Source organism: Brevibacillus fortis, assembly GCF_046196545.1.
Taxonomy (GTDB): Bacteria; Bacillota; Bacilli; order Brevibacillales; family Brevibacillaceae; genus Brevibacillus; species Brevibacillus fortis_A.
In genome coordinates, this window is record NZ_CP176370.1 from 1,602,596 (window position 1) to 1,621,624 (window position 19,029).

General features: G+C 47.0%; 17 protein-coding genes and 1 pseudogene. 13 read left to right on the forward strand and 5 right to left on the reverse strand.

The annotated features are described in order from the left end of the window. Positions 1–37: 37 nt before the first annotated feature. Positions 38–745 (forward strand): MerR family transcriptional regulator, encoded by a 708-nt coding sequence (locus tag ACKKE8_RS08510; RefSeq protein ID WP_409179083.1) that lies wholly within the window; start codon positions 38–40, stop codon positions 743–745. A 56-nt stretch (positions 746–801) separates the two neighbouring features. On the opposite strand, the gene ACKKE8_RS08515 is transcribed toward ACKKE8_RS08510, so the two are convergent. Next, positions 802–2,631, reverse strand: a complete 1,830-nt coding sequence (locus ACKKE8_RS08515) for an adenine deaminase (protein ID WP_409177786.1) — start codon at positions 2,629–2,631, stop codon at positions 802–804. 108 nt (positions 2,632–2,739) lie between these two features. Here ACKKE8_RS08515 and ACKKE8_RS08520 point away from each other — a divergent pair, with 108 nt between their 5' ends. Beyond that, positions 2,740–3,081: a hypothetical protein gene (locus ACKKE8_RS08520; protein WP_409177787.1), complete on the forward strand. Its 342-nt coding sequence runs from the start codon at positions 2,740–2,742 to the stop codon at positions 3,079–3,081. A 49-nt stretch (positions 3,082–3,130) separates the two neighbouring features. Here ACKKE8_RS08520 and ACKKE8_RS08525 read toward each other — a convergent pair whose 3' ends face one another. Beyond that, positions 3,131–4,501 (reverse strand): amino acid permease, encoded by a 1,371-nt coding sequence (locus ACKKE8_RS08525; RefSeq protein ID WP_409177788.1) that lies wholly within the window; start codon positions 4,499–4,501, stop codon positions 3,131–3,133. A 416-nt stretch (positions 4,502–4,917) separates the two neighbouring features. Here ACKKE8_RS08525 and ACKKE8_RS08530 point away from each other — a divergent pair, with 416 nt between their 5' ends. The 6 genes and pseudogenes from ACKKE8_RS08530 to ACKKE8_RS08555 all read left to right on the forward strand — a co-directional run. After that, positions 4,918–5,661: a metal ABC transporter ATP-binding protein gene (locus ACKKE8_RS08530; protein WP_012685204.1), complete on the forward strand. Its 744-nt coding sequence runs from the start codon at positions 4,918–4,920 to the stop codon at positions 5,659–5,661. After that, positions 5,661–6,521 (forward strand): iron chelate uptake ABC transporter family permease subunit, encoded by an 861-nt coding sequence (locus tag ACKKE8_RS08535; protein ID WP_409177789.1) that lies wholly within the window; start codon positions 5,661–5,663, stop codon positions 6,519–6,521. Before ACKKE8_RS08530 ends, ACKKE8_RS08535 begins: the two co-directional genes overlap by 1 nt. Positions 6,522–6,535: 14 nt before the next feature. Next, positions 6,536–7,480, forward strand: coding sequence for a metal ABC transporter substrate-binding protein (locus ACKKE8_RS08540; RefSeq protein WP_409177790.1), 945 nt, complete (start codon positions 6,536–6,538; stop codon positions 7,478–7,480). Positions 7,481–7,642: 162 nt separating this feature from the next. After that, positions 7,643–8,362, forward strand: coding sequence for a YebC/PmpR family DNA-binding transcriptional regulator (locus ACKKE8_RS08545; RefSeq protein WP_409177791.1), 720 nt, complete (start codon positions 7,643–7,645; stop codon positions 8,360–8,362). Positions 8,363–8,974: 612 nt separating this feature from the next. Further along, positions 8,975–10,120: a hypothetical protein gene (locus tag ACKKE8_RS08550; RefSeq protein ID WP_409177792.1), complete on the forward strand. Its 1,146-nt coding sequence runs from the start codon at positions 8,975–8,977 to the stop codon at positions 10,118–10,120. Positions 10,121–10,354: 234 nt separating this feature from the next. Beyond that, a pseudogene (locus ACKKE8_RS08555) lies at positions 10,355–10,468 on the forward strand (YebC/PmpR family DNA-binding transcriptional regulator); the annotation flags it as partial. 1,325 nt (positions 10,469–11,793) lie between these two features. Here the strand turns inward: ACKKE8_RS08555 and ACKKE8_RS08560 are convergent. Beyond that, on the reverse strand, positions 11,794–12,729 hold the full coding sequence (locus ACKKE8_RS08560) for an ABC transporter substrate-binding protein (protein WP_409177793.1): 936 nt from the start codon (positions 12,727–12,729) through the stop codon (positions 11,794–11,796). A 218-nt stretch (positions 12,730–12,947) separates the two neighbouring features. On the opposite strand from ACKKE8_RS08560, the gene ACKKE8_RS08565 reads away from it, so the two are divergent. Then, on the forward strand, positions 12,948–13,490 hold the full coding sequence (locus ACKKE8_RS08565) for an RNA polymerase sigma factor (protein ID WP_409177794.1): 543 nt from the start codon (positions 12,948–12,950) through the stop codon (positions 13,488–13,490). Continuing rightward, positions 13,474–14,856, forward strand: coding sequence for a hypothetical protein (locus ACKKE8_RS08570; protein ID WP_409177795.1), 1,383 nt, complete (start codon positions 13,474–13,476; stop codon positions 14,854–14,856). The genes ACKKE8_RS08565 and ACKKE8_RS08570 overlap by 17 nt, the downstream gene beginning before the upstream one ends. Positions 14,857–14,914: 58 nt before the next feature. Here the strand turns inward: ACKKE8_RS08570 and ACKKE8_RS08575 are convergent, their stop codons facing one another. Then, positions 14,915–15,397, reverse strand: coding sequence for a GyrI-like domain-containing protein (locus ACKKE8_RS08575; RefSeq protein WP_409177796.1), 483 nt, complete (start codon positions 15,395–15,397; stop codon positions 14,915–14,917). Between the two features lie 51 nt (positions 15,398–15,448). Next, the gene (locus ACKKE8_RS08580) at positions 15,449–16,708 is read right to left on the reverse strand and encodes a hypothetical protein (protein WP_409177797.1); all 1,260 of its coding nucleotides are present in this window, start codon (positions 16,706–16,708) and stop codon (positions 15,449–15,451) included. Positions 16,709–16,875: 167 nt separating this feature from the next. Here ACKKE8_RS08580 and ACKKE8_RS08585 point away from each other — a divergent pair, with 167 nt between their 5' ends. The 3 genes from ACKKE8_RS08585 (at position 16,876) to ACKKE8_RS08595 (ending at position 19,009) form a co-directional block, all read left to right on the forward strand. Then, entirely contained in the window at positions 16,876–17,208 is a 333-nt protein-coding gene (locus ACKKE8_RS08585; protein WP_409177798.1) for a PadR family transcriptional regulator, read from the forward strand. Beyond that, positions 17,205–18,512: an FtsW/RodA/SpoVE family cell cycle protein gene (locus tag ACKKE8_RS08590; RefSeq protein ID WP_409177799.1), complete on the forward strand. Its 1,308-nt coding sequence runs from the start codon at positions 17,205–17,207 to the stop codon at positions 18,510–18,512. Before ACKKE8_RS08585 ends, ACKKE8_RS08590 begins: the two co-directional genes overlap by 4 nt. Before the next feature lie 80 nt (positions 18,513–18,592). Continuing rightward, positions 18,593–19,009, forward strand: coding sequence for a VOC family protein (locus ACKKE8_RS08595; RefSeq protein WP_409177800.1), 417 nt, complete (start codon positions 18,593–18,595; stop codon positions 19,007–19,009). Positions 19,010–19,029: the final 20 nt, after the last annotated feature.

Sequence of the window (19,029 nt, forward strand, 5' to 3'; positions counted from 1 at the left end):
CTTTATCGAAGAAAGTCGGGAAGGAGGCGTGGTCGCCATACGCCCCATTGATATTGCACGTAAGCTGAAGCTGAGCACAAGCGCCTTGCGCAATTACGAAGCGCATGGGCTGGTTCCGTCTGTCGCACGGTCAGCGAGTGGCTACCGGAAGTATACGGAGGAGCATGTCGCTTATTTTACCTGTATTCAAGCCATGTCTCCTGGCTTTGGGATGGAAGTGACGGCGCAGGTCATGCGACTGATCCAGGATAGACAGTTGCAGGATGCTCTGTGGCGTGTGAATGAGGCTCAGGCCAATCTACAGAGGGACAAGCAGTTAGCCGAACGAAACTTGGCAATGCTCGAAGACGGTGGAGCAGGAAAGTACGAGAAAGTTGGAAACAGCGAATGGATGACGATTGGAGAGGTAGCAGCCATGACTTCACTGCCCAGCTCAACCATTCGTCACTGGGAAAAGATTGGACTTATTACGACTTCCCGCGATGAGAAAAACGGCTATCGTCTCTTCAATCGCTCGCAAATCCGCAAAATCATGCTGCTTCGTACGCTGCGACCTGCTGTCTATTCTTTATCGGTTGTGGAGCTAAAGGAAGCCATCTCGAACATGAATGAAGAGGATGTAAAAGAGGCGCGAAACATCGCTTTGGAAACGCTGCACTATCTGGATCAGATGAATCGCGTACAAATGCGTGGGGTTTTCTATTTCTATCAATTATGCAAAGTGGTTCAGCTGGTCGAAGAATAAGGTAGCCAAAAGAGAAAACCCTCTCCTGCACATTCGCAAAAGAGGGGATGTCGTCGTTATTCCACAAACAGTGATACCCGCTCAAATCCCGCATCTGAAATGCGAATTAAGCCCGTATCCGAGATGTGCAAGGTCGGAATGACGACCAGAGCAAGCAATGACAATGTCATAAAGGCGTAGTTCATCGTGCAGCCCGCCTTCACCAATGCTTGGCTAATCTCCATGGATTGCTGCACAACTGTTTCATAAGGCTCGGTCGACATCAGTCCGGCTAAACGTAGCGGAAGCTCCACAATTTCGCCGTCTCCAGTCACGACAGCGATACCGCCTTGCATGCCGATCACAGCATTTGCTGCTTGTGCCATCCGCTCATCGTCGTTTCCGATGACAAGCACGTTATGGCAGTCGTGGGCAACAGTCATGGCAATCGCTGCAGGCTGGTTAAAACCGACATTGCCGACAATCCCGATGGCAGAGCCGCCTGTTTTCCCATGGCGTTCGAAAACAGCCATTTTGCACAAGGTGCTTTCTGGCGTAATCTGAAGCTCACTATTTGCGACAGCTACATCGACAAACACTTCGTCCGTCTCTACGTGATTTTCGCGAACAACTGCCACGCGCGTCTTGATCGTCCCAGACGGAACAGGGGTCTTGATAATGAAGTCAGATGGAGTGAGCTCGGCCTTGATTTTCACAGAGTTGACAGCAAACGCAGGGTAAGGGAACGGAGGTAGTTCAAGCGTCATTTCACCGTTTTCCGCCACTACCTCACCGCGTGCGATCGTCATCACGACATTCACATCAGCCAGATTCCCATCGAGCAAAATCATATCGGCGATGATACCCGGTGCGATTGAGCCTACATCTCTTGCGACACCGAATCGTTCTGCTGTATTGATGGTCGCCATCTGGAAGGCAGTAACGGGCTTCACTCCTTGCGAGATCGCGTGTCTGACGATGAAGTTCATATGTCCTTCTTCTTTCAACGAATCACAAATGCGGTCATCAGACACGAGCATCATCCGGCGGGAGTCAATGCCCTGTTCGGTGTGTGCTTTGATCGTTGCTGCAACATCGTGCCAGGCAGATCCGCGGCGCATTTTGGCATACATCCCGAGGCGCACGCGCTGTGCGACATCTTCGCTGGTCACGCACTCATGGCAGCCGGTTACACCCGCAGCGGCATAAGCAGCCAGACGCGGATCGCTTGAAGGCCAAGTATAGTGACCATCTACTACTTTTCCCGCCCGCAGTGTCGCTTGAATCTCTCCAATCATTTTCGGGTCACCATACACAACGCCAGGGAAGTTCATGACTTCTCCGAGCGCGATCATATCCGGTCCCCAGCTCAATGCTTCTGCGACCTCCGCTGGTCCGAATTCTGCCCCAGCCGTTTCAAAGGAAGCATCCGTCGAAGGAACACAGGAAGCGACCTGCATGTAAGCAGCCATCGGTGTTTGTCTCGCCTCATCCAGCATGATGCGCAAACCAGGTAGACCGAGAACATTCGAGATCTCATGCGCGTCGAAAAAGCCGCCTGTCGTTCCGAGCGGCAGTACCGCATTGGCGAATTGCGTCACGGACAGCATGCTGCTCTCGATATGACAGTGCCCGTCCAGCAGGCCGGGTGCCATATACTTTCCTTTTGCATCGATCATCTTGGTGGATTCATCCGTCATCCCTTCCACAAAAGGACCGACATAAGCGATACGGGTGCCAACAATAGCCACGGACATATTCGGCAAGATTTCACCGGAGAGAACATTGACGAGAGTGCCGTTATGGATGAAGAGAGTCGCTTTTTTCTCCCCTCTGGAAAAGGCAACGAGATCAGGAATGCAATCTGCGAGTGGAGGTCTTGCAAAGGACGAATGCTGCTGTGTCATGTTTACTATCACCTCATGCTGGATTTGGTTTTTTTACATATAGTACACATCGAAGTGAAAGGAAGCTAGTTTTCTTTTAGAAAAAATTTTGAAAAAGGGGTGCAGTGGATGACGAGAGTAAAAGTCAAATACATAAAAATATCGTCCTACCTAAAGCTGTGCGTGGGAGCTGGGGTTTCGATCGGGGTTTTGGATGGGGCCATCCGTTTTCTATTATTACTTGTAATGGGGCAGTTGAGCGCTTCGGAAGCTTTGCTTTTCAGTATGCAGGTGAAAGGATGGGGAGCGGGAATCTTGCACTTGCTTTCTGTACCGCTCCTGTATGGCTTGGGCGCAGTTCTGTTTGGCTTCGTTTCCTATTTTCCGTTTATGTACTATCTCAAGTGCAAGAAAGGGCTTGTGATCGAAGGGGTATTTGAAGCGGAGCAACGCGAGGATATTCCAAAATAAAGCACCTCCCATTTTCACCGGTGTTGAAAGTGAAAACAGGAGGCGCTGCTTAGTTTTCTGCTACCTCTATTTCATTTGTCTTCGTTTTCCGCAGTTTGTAAATCACGACGAGTAAAATAAACCACACAGGTGTGATGAACAAGGCGACTCGTGTATCTTCCGCGAGTGCCAGCACGACCAGAATGAAGGCAAGGAATGCCAGGATCAGGTAGTTGGCAAAAGGATAGAGCGGCATTTTAAATGAATTGGCTTTTGCTAAATCTGGTCTCGTTTTGCGATATTTCAAATGACAGATGACGGTAATACCCCAAATAAAGATAAAGCAAACGGTCGAAACGCTTGTGATCAGTGTAAATACGCCTTCTGGCATGACGTAATTCAATACAACGGCGATAAGGATAACAACCGTCGAAAAGAGTAGTGCATTTGCCGGGACCTTGTTGGCAGTCAGCTTGGTAAGAGGCACCGGTGCATTCTTTTCTTTGGCAAGGGAGTAAACCATCCGGCTTGTACTGAAAATGGCGCTATTACATGCGGAAGCAGCGGAGGTCAGTACGACAAAGTTGACGATACCGGCAGCGGCTGCAATTCCAATCGCTGCGAAGACCTGCACGAATGGACTCTCCAACGGGTTGATCGCGTTCCAAGGATAAATGCTCATGATGACGATGAGTGCGCCAACGTAAAAGATCAAAATCCGAATCGGGATTTGGTTAATCGCTTTTGGAATGACTCGTTTTGGGTCTTCTGTTTCACCGGCTGTCAGACCGACGAGCTCGATCCCAACAAATGCGAACACGACCATCTGGAAGGAGAGAAGGAACCCATTGAAGCCGTTCGGGAACATACCGCCATGACTCCAGAGATTCGTGAAGCTGGACGCACCTGCATTCGTAGAAAAGCCCTTGATGATCATGAAGACGCCGACAAAAATCAGGGCGAGAATCGCGATGACCTTTACGAGCGCGAACCAAAATTCCATTTCTCCAAAAAGCTTCACCGTAGCCAGGTTCATGATTAATAAAATCACGAGGGCAATTAAGCCTGGCATCCACTGCGGTATTTCTGGAAACCAGTATTGCGTATACAGACCAACCGCTGTCAGGTCGGCCATGGCGATGGAAATCCAGCAAAACCAGTAAGTCCAGCCCGTGACAAATGCGGCCATGTTCCCCAAGTAGTCTTTGACGAAATCCACAAAAGAATGGTAGTTCAAATTGCTCAAGAGGAGCTCCCCGAGTGAGCGCATGATTAAAAAGCAGATGATGCCCGTAATCAAGTAAGCAAATAAGATGGATGGGCCGGCCAAATGAATCGATTTTCCTGCGCCCAAAAATAATCCTGTTCCGATTGCACCGCCGATCGCGATGAGTTGTACGTGTCTGTTTTTTAGACCTCTCTCCAAGTTTTGATCCTGCATACGATCCACCTCTCTTTATTTTTAGTTAGTTTTTAATTTTTAGATTTTTATCAAACAGATAATGTTCATATTAACATAACTATAGTTGTTTCACATATGTTTATTTATTTTTATAGAAAAAAAGCTTTTAATTATGAACGAAATAGGGACATTTTGGAAGTGTTAGCTCTTTTAAACAAGGGCTGCACTTTTTTTGTATTTCAGAAAAAAGAATATATTGACATGGTAATGGAAATCATTTAATTTTGCATTAGGGCAACTTTTTTATACGCAAGCATATTAGTTTGCTTTGGAGAATATTATTGGTACAAGACTACATTGTTGTGTGTAGGCATATGTGCATATAGGAATTACCCGTTTCACCATCGGTTTTTGGGCGGGATCATATAACGGGCTATTATTTGGAGGGAAAAATCATGGAATCTGCTATCGCGGTAAGGGATCTGCATGTCTCTTACTTTGGGAACGAAGTTGTTCGGGATGTTTCTTTTGATGTTGAACTAGGGAGCATGGTTGGAATCATCGGTCCAAACGGGGCAGGAAAGTCAACCCTGATTAAAGCGCTCTTGGACCTCATTCCGAGAGATAAGGGGAATGTCCGGATTTTTGGGAAAGAGACGAATGAATTCCGGAAGAAAATTGCCTATGTACCACAGCGGAGCATGATTGATTGGACGTTTCCGATCACCGTCATGGATACAGTGCTGATCGGGACATACCCAAGTGTCGGACTGTTCAAATTTCCGAAAAAAAAGGAAAAAGCGTGGGCGCTGGAATGCCTGAGAAGAGTAGGGCTTGAGGATTTCCGCGACAGGCAAATTGGGGAGCTCTCCGGCGGGCAGCAACAGCGTGTCTTCCTGGCAAGGGCACTTGCGCAAAAACCGGAGTTGCTGCTTCTGGACGAGCCGTTTGTAGGGATTGATGTGGCGAGCGAGGACACCATCATTCGTATTTTGAAAGAGCTGCAATTTCAGGACAAAACAATCGTGGTCGTCCATCATGACTTGTCCAAAGCATATGCGTACTTTGATCAGCTTCTTCTCATGAACAAAGAACTGATCAAGTTCGGTACGGTCGACGAAGTGCTGAATCGAGAAGTCATGTCGAGAGCATATTCCTATCAGCTACCATTTCTCGAAAAGACCGAGGTGCTTGCATAATGGATTTCTTGATGGCAATTGGACAGTATGAGTTTTTGCAAAAAGCTTTATTTACATCTGTAGTGGTTGGGTTAATCTGCGGCGTCATTGGTAGCTTTATCATCTTGCGTGGAATGTCTTTGATGGGGGATGCCATCTCACACGCTGTCTTGCCTGGGGTGGCCCTCTCCTATGCTTTTGGAATCAATTTTTTCGTGGGCGCTGTTTTAACGGGGGTGCTCACCGCTGTTGGAATTGGCTACGTGAGCCAAAATAGCCGCATCAAAAACGACACCGCGATCGGGATTTTGTTCACGTCCGCCTTTGCGGTCGGGATCATTATGGTTACGATGCTGAAAAGCAGTACCGATCTGTATCACATTTTGTTCGGGAATGTATTGGCTGTGCGTTCGTCAGACATGTGGGTGACGGTTGGCATCGGGATCGTCGTCATCGTGACAGTTTACGCTTTTTTCAAAGAACTGCTACTGACTTCGTTCGATCCGACCATTGCTGCTGCCTATGGATTGCGCAACAATCTCATTCATTACTTGCTGATGACCTTGTTGACGATGGTAACTGTCGCTTCCTTGCAAACCGTAGGAATCGTGCTGGTTGTAGCGATGCTGATAACACCGGCTGCTACCGCCTATCTTTTGACGGACCGTTTGTCGATCATGATCTTTTTGGCTGGCGGTTTTGGGATGTTGTCGGCGGTTATCGGCCTTTATTTCAGCTTTACCTATAATTTGGCCTCTGGTGCCACGATTGTCGTGGTTGCAACTGTGCTATTCTTCCTGGCCTTTCTCTTCTCCCGAAAACACGGGGTAGTATGGAAATCAATCCGAGCTCGGCAAAAACGAGTCGAGCTCTCAAAGTAAAGGAGAATATAGTGATGAAGAAGTGGAATCTGTTTTTTGTTTTTCTTATATCAACCGTATTAATGGCAGCGTGTGGTGCTCCGCAAAGTGCGAACGAGCCCACGAAATCAGATAGCGACAAGCTGCAGGTCGTGACCACGTATTCCATCCTGTATGACATCGTGAAAAACGTTGGAGGAGATCGGGTAGAGATCCATAGTCTCGCTCCGATTGGCTCCAATCCGCATGAATATGATCCACTGCCTGCTGACGTGCAAAAAACGACGGATGCAGACGCTGTTTTCTACAACGGCTTAAATCTGGAGGCGGGTAATTCTTGGTTCAATAATCTTATGAACACAGCGGGCAAATCAGGTCCGGATGCACCGGTGTTCCGACTCAGTGAGGGCGTAGCAGCCAAGCACTTGACGACTAAAGGGAAAGAGAGCGAAGAGGACCCGCACGCTTGGCTGGATGTACGCAATGGCATCAAGTATGCGGAGAATGCAAAAAATGCCTTGATCAAGGTAGACCCAGCGCACAAGGAAACGTATGAGCAAAACGCCAAGAAGTACATCGAACAGCTGACTGCTCTGCACGAGGACGCGGTTAAGCAATACAGCCAGATTCCGAAAGAACAGCGTATGCTCGTGACGAGCGAGGGAGCGTTCAAATATTTCAGCGAAGCGTACGATTTTGAAGCGGCATACATTTGGGAAATCAACTCGGAGAACCAAGGAACACCAGAGCAGGTCACACAGGTGGTCGATACCATCCGTGCGAAAAAAATCCCGGCTCTGTTCGTAGAGACGAGTATCGATCCGCGCAGCATGGAGATGGTATCAAATGAAACTGGTGTACCGATTGTCGGGAAAGTATTTACGGACTCTCTCGGAAAGCCGGGAGAAGATGGCGATACGTACATCAAAATGATGGAGTGGAATATCAAGACGATTTACGAAGGATTGACCAAGAAATAAGATTCTAAAAAGCAAAGCACAGCTCTCCTGATCAGGGGCTGTGCTTTTAAATTCTTCCACTGCTTAACATATTTCATAAGATTGAGGTATAATAGGCTAGTGTGTAAAAGGAATCCGGAGTTTTTCTATTTTGAATCTGTCATATTGAAAGAGAGTGGGATTATGGGTCGTAAGTGGAACAATATTAAAGAAAAGAAAGCTTCTAAAGACGCAAGCACCAGTCGTATTTACGCGAAGTTCGGGAAGGAAATTTACGTAGCGGCAAAGCAAGGCGAGCCGGACCCAGAGTCCAACCGTGCTCTGAAGGTCGTCCTGGAGCGTGCCAAAACGTACAGCGTACCGAAAGCGATTATCGACCGCGCGATTGATAAAGCGAAGGGCGGCTCTGATGAAACGTTTAGCGAGCTGCGCTATGAAGGCTTCGGGCCAAACGGTTCCATGATCATCGTAGATGCACTGACCAACAACGTAAACCGTACAGCTCCTGAAGTGCGTGCCGCTTTCAACAAAAACGGCGGTAACATGGGCGTATCCGGTTCGGTTGCTTATATGTTTGACCCAACAGCGGTATTTGGCTTGGAAGGCAAATCCTCTGATGAAGTGCTGGAAATCTTGATGGAAGCGGACGTAGACGTGCGCGACATTTTGGAAGAAGACGATGCTGTCATTGTTTACGCAGATGCAGAACAGTTCCACGCTGTTCAAGAAGCGCTCAAAAATGGCGGCGTCACAGAGTTTACCGTAGCTGAACTGACCATGCTGCCACAAAACGAAGTAACGCTGACAGAAGATGTACAAGCCCAATTCGAAAAGCTGATCGATGCTTTGGAAGACTTGGACGATGTGCAGCAGGTGTACCATAACGTTGATTTAGGTGAATAAGTTTTCAATGGAGAAGACCTTTGTTTTAGGACAGAGGTCTTTTTTCGTTGCTGCGTATTGGCTGCGGGGGAGAGAAGAATATTTCCAGTCTAGGCTCCAGGCTCCGTCCTGCTGAGGGTTGAGACTGTCCGCTCCGAAGGGATTTGCGGGGAAACGCAAAAGTGGTAGCCGCTTCGTAGCACGGGCACGTTGCGTTTCTGTTGCCCGCAAATCCCTTCTTCGCTTGGTAGGACTCCACAAGTCGCTACGTCTGGAAATATTCTTCTCTGTCGTAACTAATGCGATTCTTCTATCTTTTAAGACTTTTAAACCCCGTTTAACACGGAAAGCTCGTAGAGGAAACAGGAGAAATAAGCGAAGATCTTTGGTACACCGACCGAGACGGAATGCAAAAAGTGAAACACGTCTTTAAGCGTCCACCTCTGAGAAGGCATCCTGAAAGGACCACTTTGGACGCGGTTTCGCTTTTTGCATTTCTTTTGAAAAAGCTTTTTCAATCCAGTAAGGAGATTCAACAAGGCTGTCCCACTTTTTTATTATTATTAATATGGCAGAAACTAAAGTTAACAATCTGCGTCTTAATTATGGAACATTTACTTAGGAGGACCTACTATGATACGACGTTTACTGACTTCATTTTTACTGATCATCGTGCTGGCCTCTGTGCCGATCAGTGCTTCTTCTGGTGCTCCTACTCCTGCCAAGTTGGACCCGCGTAAGCCAGACCCCGTCGTCCTCTATCAAGCGACAACAGATGGCAAGATCAAAAGAATCGAGACGAAGATGCCCTTGATTCATCGGGCCAACATATCGCCAACGGGTAGATTTGTGTACGGAGAGAGAATCGGCTACGCAAAGGCAGATCCTACAATCCCATTCCTGTACGATTTGCAAAAGCACACGCTGACCCAATTATCCGGCTTTGCCAAATGGTCACCGAAGCAGGACGTACTCTACATCCGTGAAAATGGAGGCATTGCAAAGCTCACGTTGGCAGACGGCCAAAAGACGGTGCTTGTCCCGCCAGTTTCCCAGTATCCAGTGCTCGATTTCTCCGTCTCACCGGATGAACAGTACATGGCTTATACCCGAAAGGACGAAAAATCTTCTGATACGAAGGGAAATGCCCATCTGTACCTGCAGCATCTGCCTACGCTCAAGATGAAGATGAACGACCAGTATGCTTGGAAGCAGGATGAATTCGAACCAGAAGAAAAGTTCTACTGGATGCCGAATTCCCAAAAGCTGTTTTACCAAACTCAAACTGCATACAAGGAACTGGACGTGCCGACAGGCTTGAAATACGATCACAAAATGACCCAGTTTCCCTCTTACTCCAATGACATGAAGTACCGTTACATGCGGACAGATACGGAAGAATACTTATTAGACTTGCAAAAGGGAAAAAAGGTGATTATGAAGACTCCCGTGTCCTATGAAGATACCCTGTATAAGATCTTCTGGTCACCTGCCGGACATCAGATTGCTGCAGAGGCGTTTTTTATGGGAGCAGCAAGCTCCCGGGATAGTTATATGTTAATCCGCTCCTGCAAGCAAGTCCCGAAGTGCACCTATCCTTTTGGTGATCCTCAAGATGGCAAAATTAGCCCCTATTTAGGTGGGCTTGATAACTACCGCATCATTGGTTGGGCTGGGGATGGGAAATCGTATTACTTGGCCGATCTTGCCTCCACCCATTATTCTGTTTTTGCATCGGACAAGTCAGACGAGTATTTCCGCATTTATGAGCAGCGCTAATCGATCACGCAATAGAAAGCCGTCTCTCGTGCCGGAAGCTGAAAATGACCACGGTATTTGCAAAAAATGTGTACCTACATATAATAAGAAAGTCGGTGAGGCGTCAGAAAAAGGCTCTTGCCACAAACCATAGTTGTCCCCGTAGCTCAGCAGGATGTAGCAACGGTTTCCTAAACTGTAGCTCGGAGATGAGTAATACAATGGCATTAGACTTACAAGTAGATACCACGCCACAACGAAGTAACGCTGACAGAAGATGTACAAGCTCAATTCGAAAAGCTGATTGATTCTTTGGAAGACTTGGACGATGTGCAGCAGGTGTACCATAACGTTGATTTAGGTGAATAATGTTTTCAATGGAGAAGACCTTTGTTAAGAACAGAGGTCTTTTTTATGTGGCTGTGGTGAAGAGAAGAATATTTCCAGTCTAGGCTCCAGGCTCCGTCCTGCTGGGGGATAAGACTGTCCGCTCCGAAGGGATTCGCGGGGAAACGCAAAAGTGGTAGCCGCTACGTCGTGTGGGCACGTTGCGTTTCTTTTGCCCGCGAATCCCTTCTCCGCTTGGTAGGACTCCACAAGTCGCTACGTCTGGAAATATTCTTCTCTGTCGTAACTAATGAGATTCTTCTATCTTTTAAGGCTTTTAAAACCCGTCTAACACGGAAAGCTCGTAGAGGAAACAGGAGAAATAAGCGAAGATCTTTGGTACACCGACCGAGACGGAATGCAAAAAGCGAAACACGCCCTTAAGCGTCCACCTCTGAAAAGGCATCCTGAAAGGACCACTTTGGACGCGGTTTCGCTTTTTGCATGGAGTCGGGCAGTCAATCCTCCAGCGGGTGGGACAAGAATCTGAGCGTTTTCTCCTGTTTCCTCCCAGCACTACAGCAACTACGTAAGGTTCCTAAAATAGGCTGCGGTAGAGAGAAGAATATTTCCAGTCTAGGCTCCAGGCTCCGTCCTGCTGAGGGCTAAGACTGTCCGCTCCGAAGGGATTTGCGGGGAAACGCAAAAGTGGTAGCCGCTTCGTAGCACGGGCACGTTGCGTTTCTTTTCCCCGCAAATCCCTTCTCCGCTCGGTAGGACTCCACAAGTCGCTACGTCTGGAAATATTCTTCTCTGTCGTAACTGAACACATTCTTCCATCTTTTAAGGCTTTTAAAACCCGTTTAACACTGAAAGCTCGTAGAGGAAACAGGAGAAATAAGTGAAGATCTTTGGTACACCGACCGAGGCGCAATGAAAAAAAGAGAAACAAGCTTTTAGCGTCCACCTCTGAGACACCTCCTGAAAGGACGACTTTGGACGCGGGTTTCGCTTTTTTTCATGGAGCCGGGCAGTGAACCCTCAGCGGGTGGGACAAGAAGCTGAGCGTTTTCTCCTGTTTCCTCCCCACCACTCCAGCCCGACAAACGGGTTTTAAAAGAAATAAAACCGCCCCCATAAAGGAGACGGCATAATCGAGCTCGTTAGTTTTGAGGTGTTACCGATCATCACGTGCGACGCATCTACCTCCAGTATGAAGTTAGAAGCTTAAAGCAGTGTGCGGTTTTCCTTACTCACTAGGTGATCGTGTAAATCATCCATGGCACATCGCCTCCGTAAAGGACTACAGCCTGATTGAAAACACATCACCGAGCTCGATGAATATAGTATGAGCAAAGCCCATCTTTTTATTCACTCATCTTCAGCATCTGTTTTCGAATCGCATTTAAAAACGATTGGTTGCTGTAGGCCGTGCCACCAGCCAATCCTGGTTCAACTGCATTCATGTACATTTGACCTGCTTTGACTGCACTTAGGTTCGTCCATGCACGCTGCTCTTGCAACTGCTTGAGAGCGGGCTGGTCTTCTTTGTTGACCATTACAAACAAGTAGTTGGGATCTTCTTTTGCTAAAGCATCCATAGAGAGCGCGGTACGCTCCTGCACATTCGCGACGACATCTGGGACAGGCAGGGCCAAGTCGGTATATAGCAGGTAATTGTACCGTTCATCCTTTGGATAGACGTAGAAGGAGCCTTCTTGGAACCACAGCGTCAGCACTTTCTTTTCTGGAAGTGCGGCGAGCTTGTCTCGGAGTTCCTGTGCGTTTTGCTTCACTTTACCTACGAAAGTATCCAAATTGGCATCTTTTCCACGAACATCAGCGAGCAGACGCAGGTTTTCTTGCCAATGAGCTCCGTTCGTAGAGACGGGAATGACGGATGCAGCGGTTTGCAATTTGGCGACGTCTTCCTTGGGGGTCTTGTCGGTTGTCATGATGACGTCAGGTTCGAGGGCAACCAGCTCATTTAGATTATCTGCAATATTATAAGGGAGATGCTTGGCATTTCTGATCATGGCTTGATATTCCGCCGGAAACTTTCCGTTTTTATCCATGGTTGCTGCGGTGGGCGGGATTCCCAGCAAGAAAGAATCTTCATACGAAGCAGGGAAGCCTACGAACACAATATCTTTGGTTCTGGCTGGAATTGTATAGGTGTTGCCCAAGTAATTGATTGATCTGGTCGGTTTCGATGCCGAATCGCCCGATTGTCCACCATTGCCGCAGGCTGTCAGGACGAGGAGCAAAGCGGCAATCGGGATCGCTAGTAGCCGTTTATACATACAGGTCACTCCGTTCTTACTTCTTGTGTTATCAGGAAAGTAGCAGGACTCATGTAAATTATAGGCTACCCGATCCATCCGTCGCTGTTGCATTCCTGAACATTTTCAAACATTCTGCTGTAACCTTTTTCCTATTCAAGACACTAATGGGTATACGAGAAAATTTTCGCTACAGGAAAGTAGTCGATCAGCCGACAGCAAGAGAAGGAGGAGCTTTTTTGTATGAGGAAATGAAACATCGGGTCATAGCCATCTATGAGCGGCATTATCATGATGTGTATCAATTTTTACTGTACTTTGCCGGCAGTCAGAATGATGCAGAAGATTTGACGCAGGAGGTTTTTTTGCGAATGATTCACTCGCTTGAACGATTTGAAGAGCGATCTGACGTGAAGACATGGCTGTTTGCGATCGCGAAGCATACAGCGATGAATTACTATCGAAAACGCAAGTGGCAAAAGCTGTTGTCAGGGGACTGGCTGTCTGTCGTGATGCCAGCCTCAGAGGGGAATCCTGCTCAGGAAGCGGAAAGCCGGGAGGACGAGCAGGAATTGATCACTGCGATCAAGGGATTGCCGCCGCATTATCGCATGGTTGTCATTCTGCGTGGCATTAAAGAGTACAGCGTCAAAGAGACAGCCGAAATACTGGGTTGTTCTGAATCAAACGTGAAAACGACGATGCACCGGGCACTGAAGCTGTTGCATGGCAAACTGTCGAATACGAAGAAGGGGGAGTTGTACAGTGGATTGGCAAAATGAACGAGATATGCTGGAACGGTTAGCGACTCTGCAAAAAAGTACACCCCCACGTAAGGAGTTTGTAGAGAGCTTACGTACTATGCTGGAACAAGAAACGAGTCGGGTCGGCAAGAAGGGACGGCTGTTCATGAATCCGTTGACAGCGGGGATGACAGCAGTCGTGATCGCTTTTGGCTTTGGGCTGTACATCATGGCTGGGATGGGGCAAAACGAACTCATGGACCCTCAGGTGACGGCAACAAGTAGTCATCAGCTTCCCGCCCATCCTGTATACGAGCAGGCGAAGAAGCTGCTGCAAGAATTGGCAGGTCGAGAGGCGAGTGAATATGCGGTGAATGGTATGTTATCCAATACCGATACAGGTGTTGTCGTGATGAACAAGACGGTGAACAACATACCGGTTCTCGAAGACCAATATACATTTACAATTGACCAGGCGGGCAGGAATCATAAAAAAGAAGTACGGACAAATGATACGACAGGCATGGTCTTTCCTGATCCCAAAAAGGCAATGCCAGTAAAAAAGGCAGAACAAATTTTTGGGCAGAGCGCCCGGCTGCTCTATTCAGAGTGGGAAGGGCGATTGCAATATGAGTTTCCTTTTTCAGGTGACATTGATGCCATCACAGGAGAAATTTACCCCACAGAACACTATCATCCCGATTACAGTCTAGTAGATATGCCGCCAATTCCTGTGAAACCGGGAGGCATAAAGCTGGTAGCTCCCGACATCGAAGAAGCAGATAGACTTTTTCGGGAGTGGGGATTCGAGCCTCCGTTTTCCATCGTTATTCAAGAAGGCTCAGGCGTACATACGTACAAAATGGAAACGCGAACCAAACAGAAAATGGAACTGATCGTAGTAACAGATACAGGAAAAATTCTGAACTATCGGTATGAAAATATCCATGAGAAAAAGGAAAAGCTCCCTCATCCGAAGTTGGAAAACGTACAAGAAGCAGCAAAGCAATTTCAGAAATACCTTCCGTTAGACACGAAAGAACTGCTACTTGGTTCTGCCACTAGAAGAGGCAACACCGAAACCTATCAATTCTTCAAGTCCCATCAGGGAGTACCGATTATGGGAGGGTATACGGTTCATTTTGATGTGGACAGGAAACAGGTGATCGGAATCATTCCTACGTATGCCATGGAGCCTAAGCAGCTTCCTGACAAAAACAAGGCAATGTCACGGGAAGACGCGACTAACGTATACGTCACCCATCGCCCGCTCCGATTGGTCTACAAGTTGATGGAGAACCCAACGACAGGAAGATTAGAACCGCGTCTCGTCTATCATATTTATTATCACGACACACCGCTTTATATGGTAGATGCGCTGACAGGGGAGTGGGTGCGTAGTTAATAACATCGTAACAACAGAAAAACCAGGGAGAGACTTCCCTGGTTTTTCGCTATGTCTCTTATTTGAAGAGCGGAACGTAAATATCAATTTCATTGTCTTCTTGCTCTGGCTTGTAGCGCTCGTCCCAATACTCAAAATCAAATCCGGCATACTCATATCCCGATTCAGAGAGCCAGGACCCGTAAAGAAAACCATACGTCTCACCCAAGTTTGTCTCTGGTCCCTTGTGTGTTACTTTTGCAAATGTCCCCGCAGGAATCGTGTGACTGACCATCCCTTCAGGAATATCGGCCAGGCTGGAAACTTCGACGCCAATTAGGGTGGTAAAAGGATCTACCGCCGCATCGAAGTCAGCTTTGTCAGGATAGATTTGGATCAGGTATTCGCCCTCACCAACCTGATGGTGAATCTCGCTTTTTCTAGCTCGCAAAGCTTCAGTGGTAGTAGCGGAGAGCTTTTTGCCCAAGTCTTCTGTCACACTCGCCGTAAAAGTGATACCAATTACATGTGTTTCCTCGCGGGTGAGAATAGTTGGCTTCACGAAATAACGTCCCTTCGTCTAGTAGAATCGGGAACAGAGCTAATCCAGCAGCTATTTCAGCTCTCTGGCATATATCTTCGTCCCATCATGCGTAAACGTACCGATATATTTCTTGCCGCCAACCGTATATTCCATAGAAACGGTTTCCTTTCTAGGAGGCGTGAGCAGCTTGTGTGGAAACGGGAATGGTTGCTTATTCGCTACGTCTGCGATGATCTGTGTGTCTGTATGAAAGAGCTTGCCAGTCTGTTTCAATTGCTTGAGCTGCTCTGGTTTATCCAACTTGTATGGAAGGGTTGTGGTTGGTTTGTCCAGCGCATTGATTTTCTGGAACAAATACCCATCCTTTGTTTTCGACACCGCAATAAACTGCCCGTCACTCGTCTCTTTCAAAAACGCATACTTTTTCGAAGCGAATGTCCCATTTTTATTCATCAATAAGTAAAATTGTTCGTTGTCCTTTTTGCCTGACACGATAAAAACACCGGAATGGAAGTTGGATTCCACCTTGTAGTTTCGAGAAGGCTTCAGCACGATTTTTCCTTCGTGCGTAATAAAGTGGGTCATGCCATTTATTTTCACGCGGTGCAATCCTTCGCTGTATCCCATGTACTCATCAAAGAAAGGCTTTGCGTGTATTTTGCCATTCATATCTTTTAAACCAAATTTGTAGGATAAAACCATGCCATCCTTTACGTTACGTTTGACAAAAGGGTAGTGATGAATATCGAAAGTTTTTTCTCCCGTATGCTCACTCGAGATTGGAAATAGTTCCTCATCTGTGATCTGCTTGGATATTTTCGTACGAGCATTGTACAGATAAGAGGTATAGCTTGTGGGAGAATACAAAAACCACTCTCCGTCTATTTGCGTGAAGTAATCGTTATAGGTGGTTAATTCCTGTGTGTTGCCTTGTTGATCGAAAATAATAAACGAGCTGTTACCAAAGTGGGTAATGATATGAAAAAAGCCATATCCGTTTTGCAATGGACTGATGTAGCCTGGATATAATAACGCTTCCTGCTGATCGATTACTTTCCCGGTAGGAGAAACAAGGGCAAAATGAGGGAACCATTTCTGCTTGAACTCTTTGTAATAGGGATCATTCGGACTCGATCCTGCAAATGGTACGAAAAATGGTTCCGTTAGACCAGGTGGTACCTGAATCTCTTTTTCTGTCGGAACGTACTTGAGTATTGTCGTTTCCGGTCTGTCTGAACGGATGGCATTTTCAGAATGTGCGACAGAAGGAACGATTGATAGAGTAAGGCTTAGAGCTAACAGAATGTTGACGGATTTGGTCTTTTTCATAGGTAGAATCACTTTCTCTTTCCATTTTTGTATGTAGAAGGTAGACGTTTCTCGAAAGCTGAATGTTACACATGTGTTGATCTTACAAGATTTGGATGATAGAATTACATACATAGATTTATGATGTATTGTTTATCTAGGTATATTCGGTTAAATCGGGAGGCGCTATGAAAATCAATAAGGAGCTTTTAAAAGGTAGTACCGTGATCCTGATCTTGACGATGCTGGATCGAAAGGAAATGTACGGGTACGAGATCGCGAAAGCCATCGAGAAGGAGTCAAATGGTCTGTTTACGCTAAAAGAAGGGACGTTGTATCCGATCCTGCATGCGCTCGAAGCGGAGCGTTTTGTGGAAGCGTATTGGGATGAGAAGGATGGCAGGAAGCGTAAATACTATCGGATTACGGCAGAAGGTCGCGGGCAATTGAAGGAGAAAAAGCTCGAGTGGCATACGTTCCGCGATGGGATTGATCGGGTGCTGGGAGAGGGAAGAGCATGAAGCAGACGAATACACATCCATTGATTGCAGACTATCTCGATCAAGTATGTCGACATGTTCGGGCTACAGAAATGCATCGCAGAATTCGGGATGAACTGGAAAGTCACCTGCTAGATTTGATGGATGAGCAGATGGACGAGGGGATGGGAGAGGAAGAAGCGGTAAGGCAAGCCATTTTGCAAATGGGGGATTCTGCTGCGGTTGGGAAGCAGCTGCATCAGATTTATAAGCCGAAAGTGGAGTGGAGGCTTCTGGTGTATGTGATGGCTTTTCTGGCTGTCGGGCTTTTTACGATGTATGGCATGCAGGTCATAAATATTGAGTTAAAGCTGGACCGCTACTGGTTCTATGCCTTATTTGGTATCGGGGTGATGCTCGCATTTACTTTTACGGATTATCGCAAGCTTTTGCGGTACTCGTTGCATTTGTACATGCTGACTGTGGGCGTGTTTTTTCTCATTCTTGCGTACGGCTATACAATGAATGGAAAAATATATATGTACCTTAGTGGTTCGATTAGGATCGATTTTGTGGCAATGTCCATGTATTTGTTTCTCATAAGCGTTGCGGGTATGCTTCTTACCAGAACGTGGCGATTTCGGAGCATAGCTTCCAAGCTGACCGTATTTGTTTTGTTGCCAGCTTGCCTCTTTGTTATGGCTGGATCGTTTATGGAACTCATGCTCTACTTATTTGGATTCATGATACTCATGATGTATACGAAAACCGTCCGGAAAGAAAAACTCTATTTAGTGATTGTGTCTGCTATTGTTTTGGCAGTTGCCTGTTTATTGGATAGATACACGCTAGGAAGGGTGCAGGGCTGGGTACAACCGACCAAAGATCCGCTCGGAAAGGGATATGAATATCTAGAGGCGATGGAAGCAATTCGCTCGGCAGGTTTTTGGGGAAAGGGCTCCAATGCTCCATTACCGAACGTGCCTGCTTTAGACTCCGATTTCAAATTTACATACTTAATCCATAGTTATGGCTGGATTGCGGGCATCTTGATCTTGTTAGCCGTTGCTCTGTTTATAATAAGACTGGCTCGGGTCGTCAAGGAAGTGGACGAGCCGTATGGGAAGCATCTCATTGTCGGTATCGTTCCTTTATTCTCCCTGTTCTTCATTTGGCCACTGCTGATGTCAACAGGCATGCTGCCAATCGTGGATCTTGAGATTCCTTTTCTCAGCTATGGCGACATAGGAACTGCTTTGGCTCATTTCGCCGTCCTCGGTCTCGTCCTGAGTGTCCATCGGCATAGAAACTCAATCGGAAAGCCACATACCTTCGTGGCAAAATAGCAATTCAGAAGAAGCCTCCTGTCCTCGGAAATGCTAGGATATAGACATCAAGGAAAAACAAACCCGAGGAGGAAGTACACATGGCATTGCAATCCAAACAGATTTTCGTTAATTTACCGGTGAAAGACCTCAACAAATCCATCGACTTCTTTACGGCAATCGGCTATGAATTTAACCCGCAATTTACGGATCAAAATGCAGCATGCTTGGTGATCGGCGAAAACATTTTTGCAATGCTGCTCGTCGAAGAGTTTTTCCAAACGTTTACGAGAAAAGAGCTGACAGATGCAACGAGAAGCACCGAGGTGATTGTCGCGTTATCGGCGGACAGCAAAGAGCAAGTCGATGAGATCGTAAACAAAGCATTAGCCGCGGGCGCAACTCCATCGAAAGACCCGGTTGACCACGGCTTCATGTACAGCTGGAGCTTTCAAGATTTGGATGGCCATCTGTGGGAGTTCTTGTATATGGATCAAAGCGCTGTTCCACAGGAATAAAAGACCGAGTGAACGAAATG

Bases quoted from the DNA above. Each gene is read 5' to 3' on its own strand.
- ACKKE8_RS08535 (WP_409177789.1), top strand. From the start codon at position 5,661: ATGGATTTCTTGATGGCAATTGGACAGTATGAGTTTTTGCAAAAAGCT.
- ACKKE8_RS08550 (WP_409177792.1), top strand. From the start codon at position 8,975: ATGATACGACGTTTACTGACTTCATTTTTACTGATCATCGTGCTGGCC.
- ACKKE8_RS08530 (WP_012685204.1), top strand. From the start codon at position 4,918: ATGGAATCTGCTATCGCGGTAAGGGATCTGCATGTCTCTTACTTTGGG.
- ACKKE8_RS08540 (WP_409177790.1), top strand. From the start codon at position 6,536: ATGAAGAAGTGGAATCTGTTTTTTGTTTTTCTTATATCAACCGTATTA.
- ACKKE8_RS08590 (WP_409177799.1), top strand. From the start codon at position 17,205: ATGAAGCAGACGAATACACATCCATTGATTGCAGACTATCTCGATCAA.
- ACKKE8_RS08560 (WP_409177793.1), bottom strand. From the start codon at position 12,729: ATGTATAAACGGCTACTAGCGATCCCGATTGCCGCTTTGCTCCTCGTC.
- ACKKE8_RS08525 (WP_409177788.1), bottom strand. From the start codon at position 4,501: ATGCAGGATCAAAACTTGGAGAGAGGTCTAAAAAACAGACACGTACAA.
- ACKKE8_RS08580 (WP_409177797.1), bottom strand. From the start codon at position 16,708: ATGAAAAAGACCAAATCCGTCAACATTCTGTTAGCTCTAAGCCTTACT.
- ACKKE8_RS08515 (WP_409177786.1), bottom strand. From the start codon at position 2,631: ATGACACAGCAGCATTCGTCCTTTGCAAGACCTCCACTCGCAGATTGC.
- ACKKE8_RS08585 (WP_409177798.1), top strand. From the start codon at position 16,876: ATGAAAATCAATAAGGAGCTTTTAAAAGGTAGTACCGTGATCCTGATC.
- ACKKE8_RS08520 (WP_409177787.1), top strand. From the start codon at position 2,740: ATGACGAGAGTAAAAGTCAAATACATAAAAATATCGTCCTACCTAAAG.
- ACKKE8_RS08545 (WP_409177791.1), top strand. From the start codon at position 7,643: ATGGGTCGTAAGTGGAACAATATTAAAGAAAAGAAAGCTTCTAAAGAC.
- ACKKE8_RS08595 (WP_409177800.1), top strand. From the start codon at position 18,593: ATGGCATTGCAATCCAAACAGATTTTCGTTAATTTACCGGTGAAAGAC.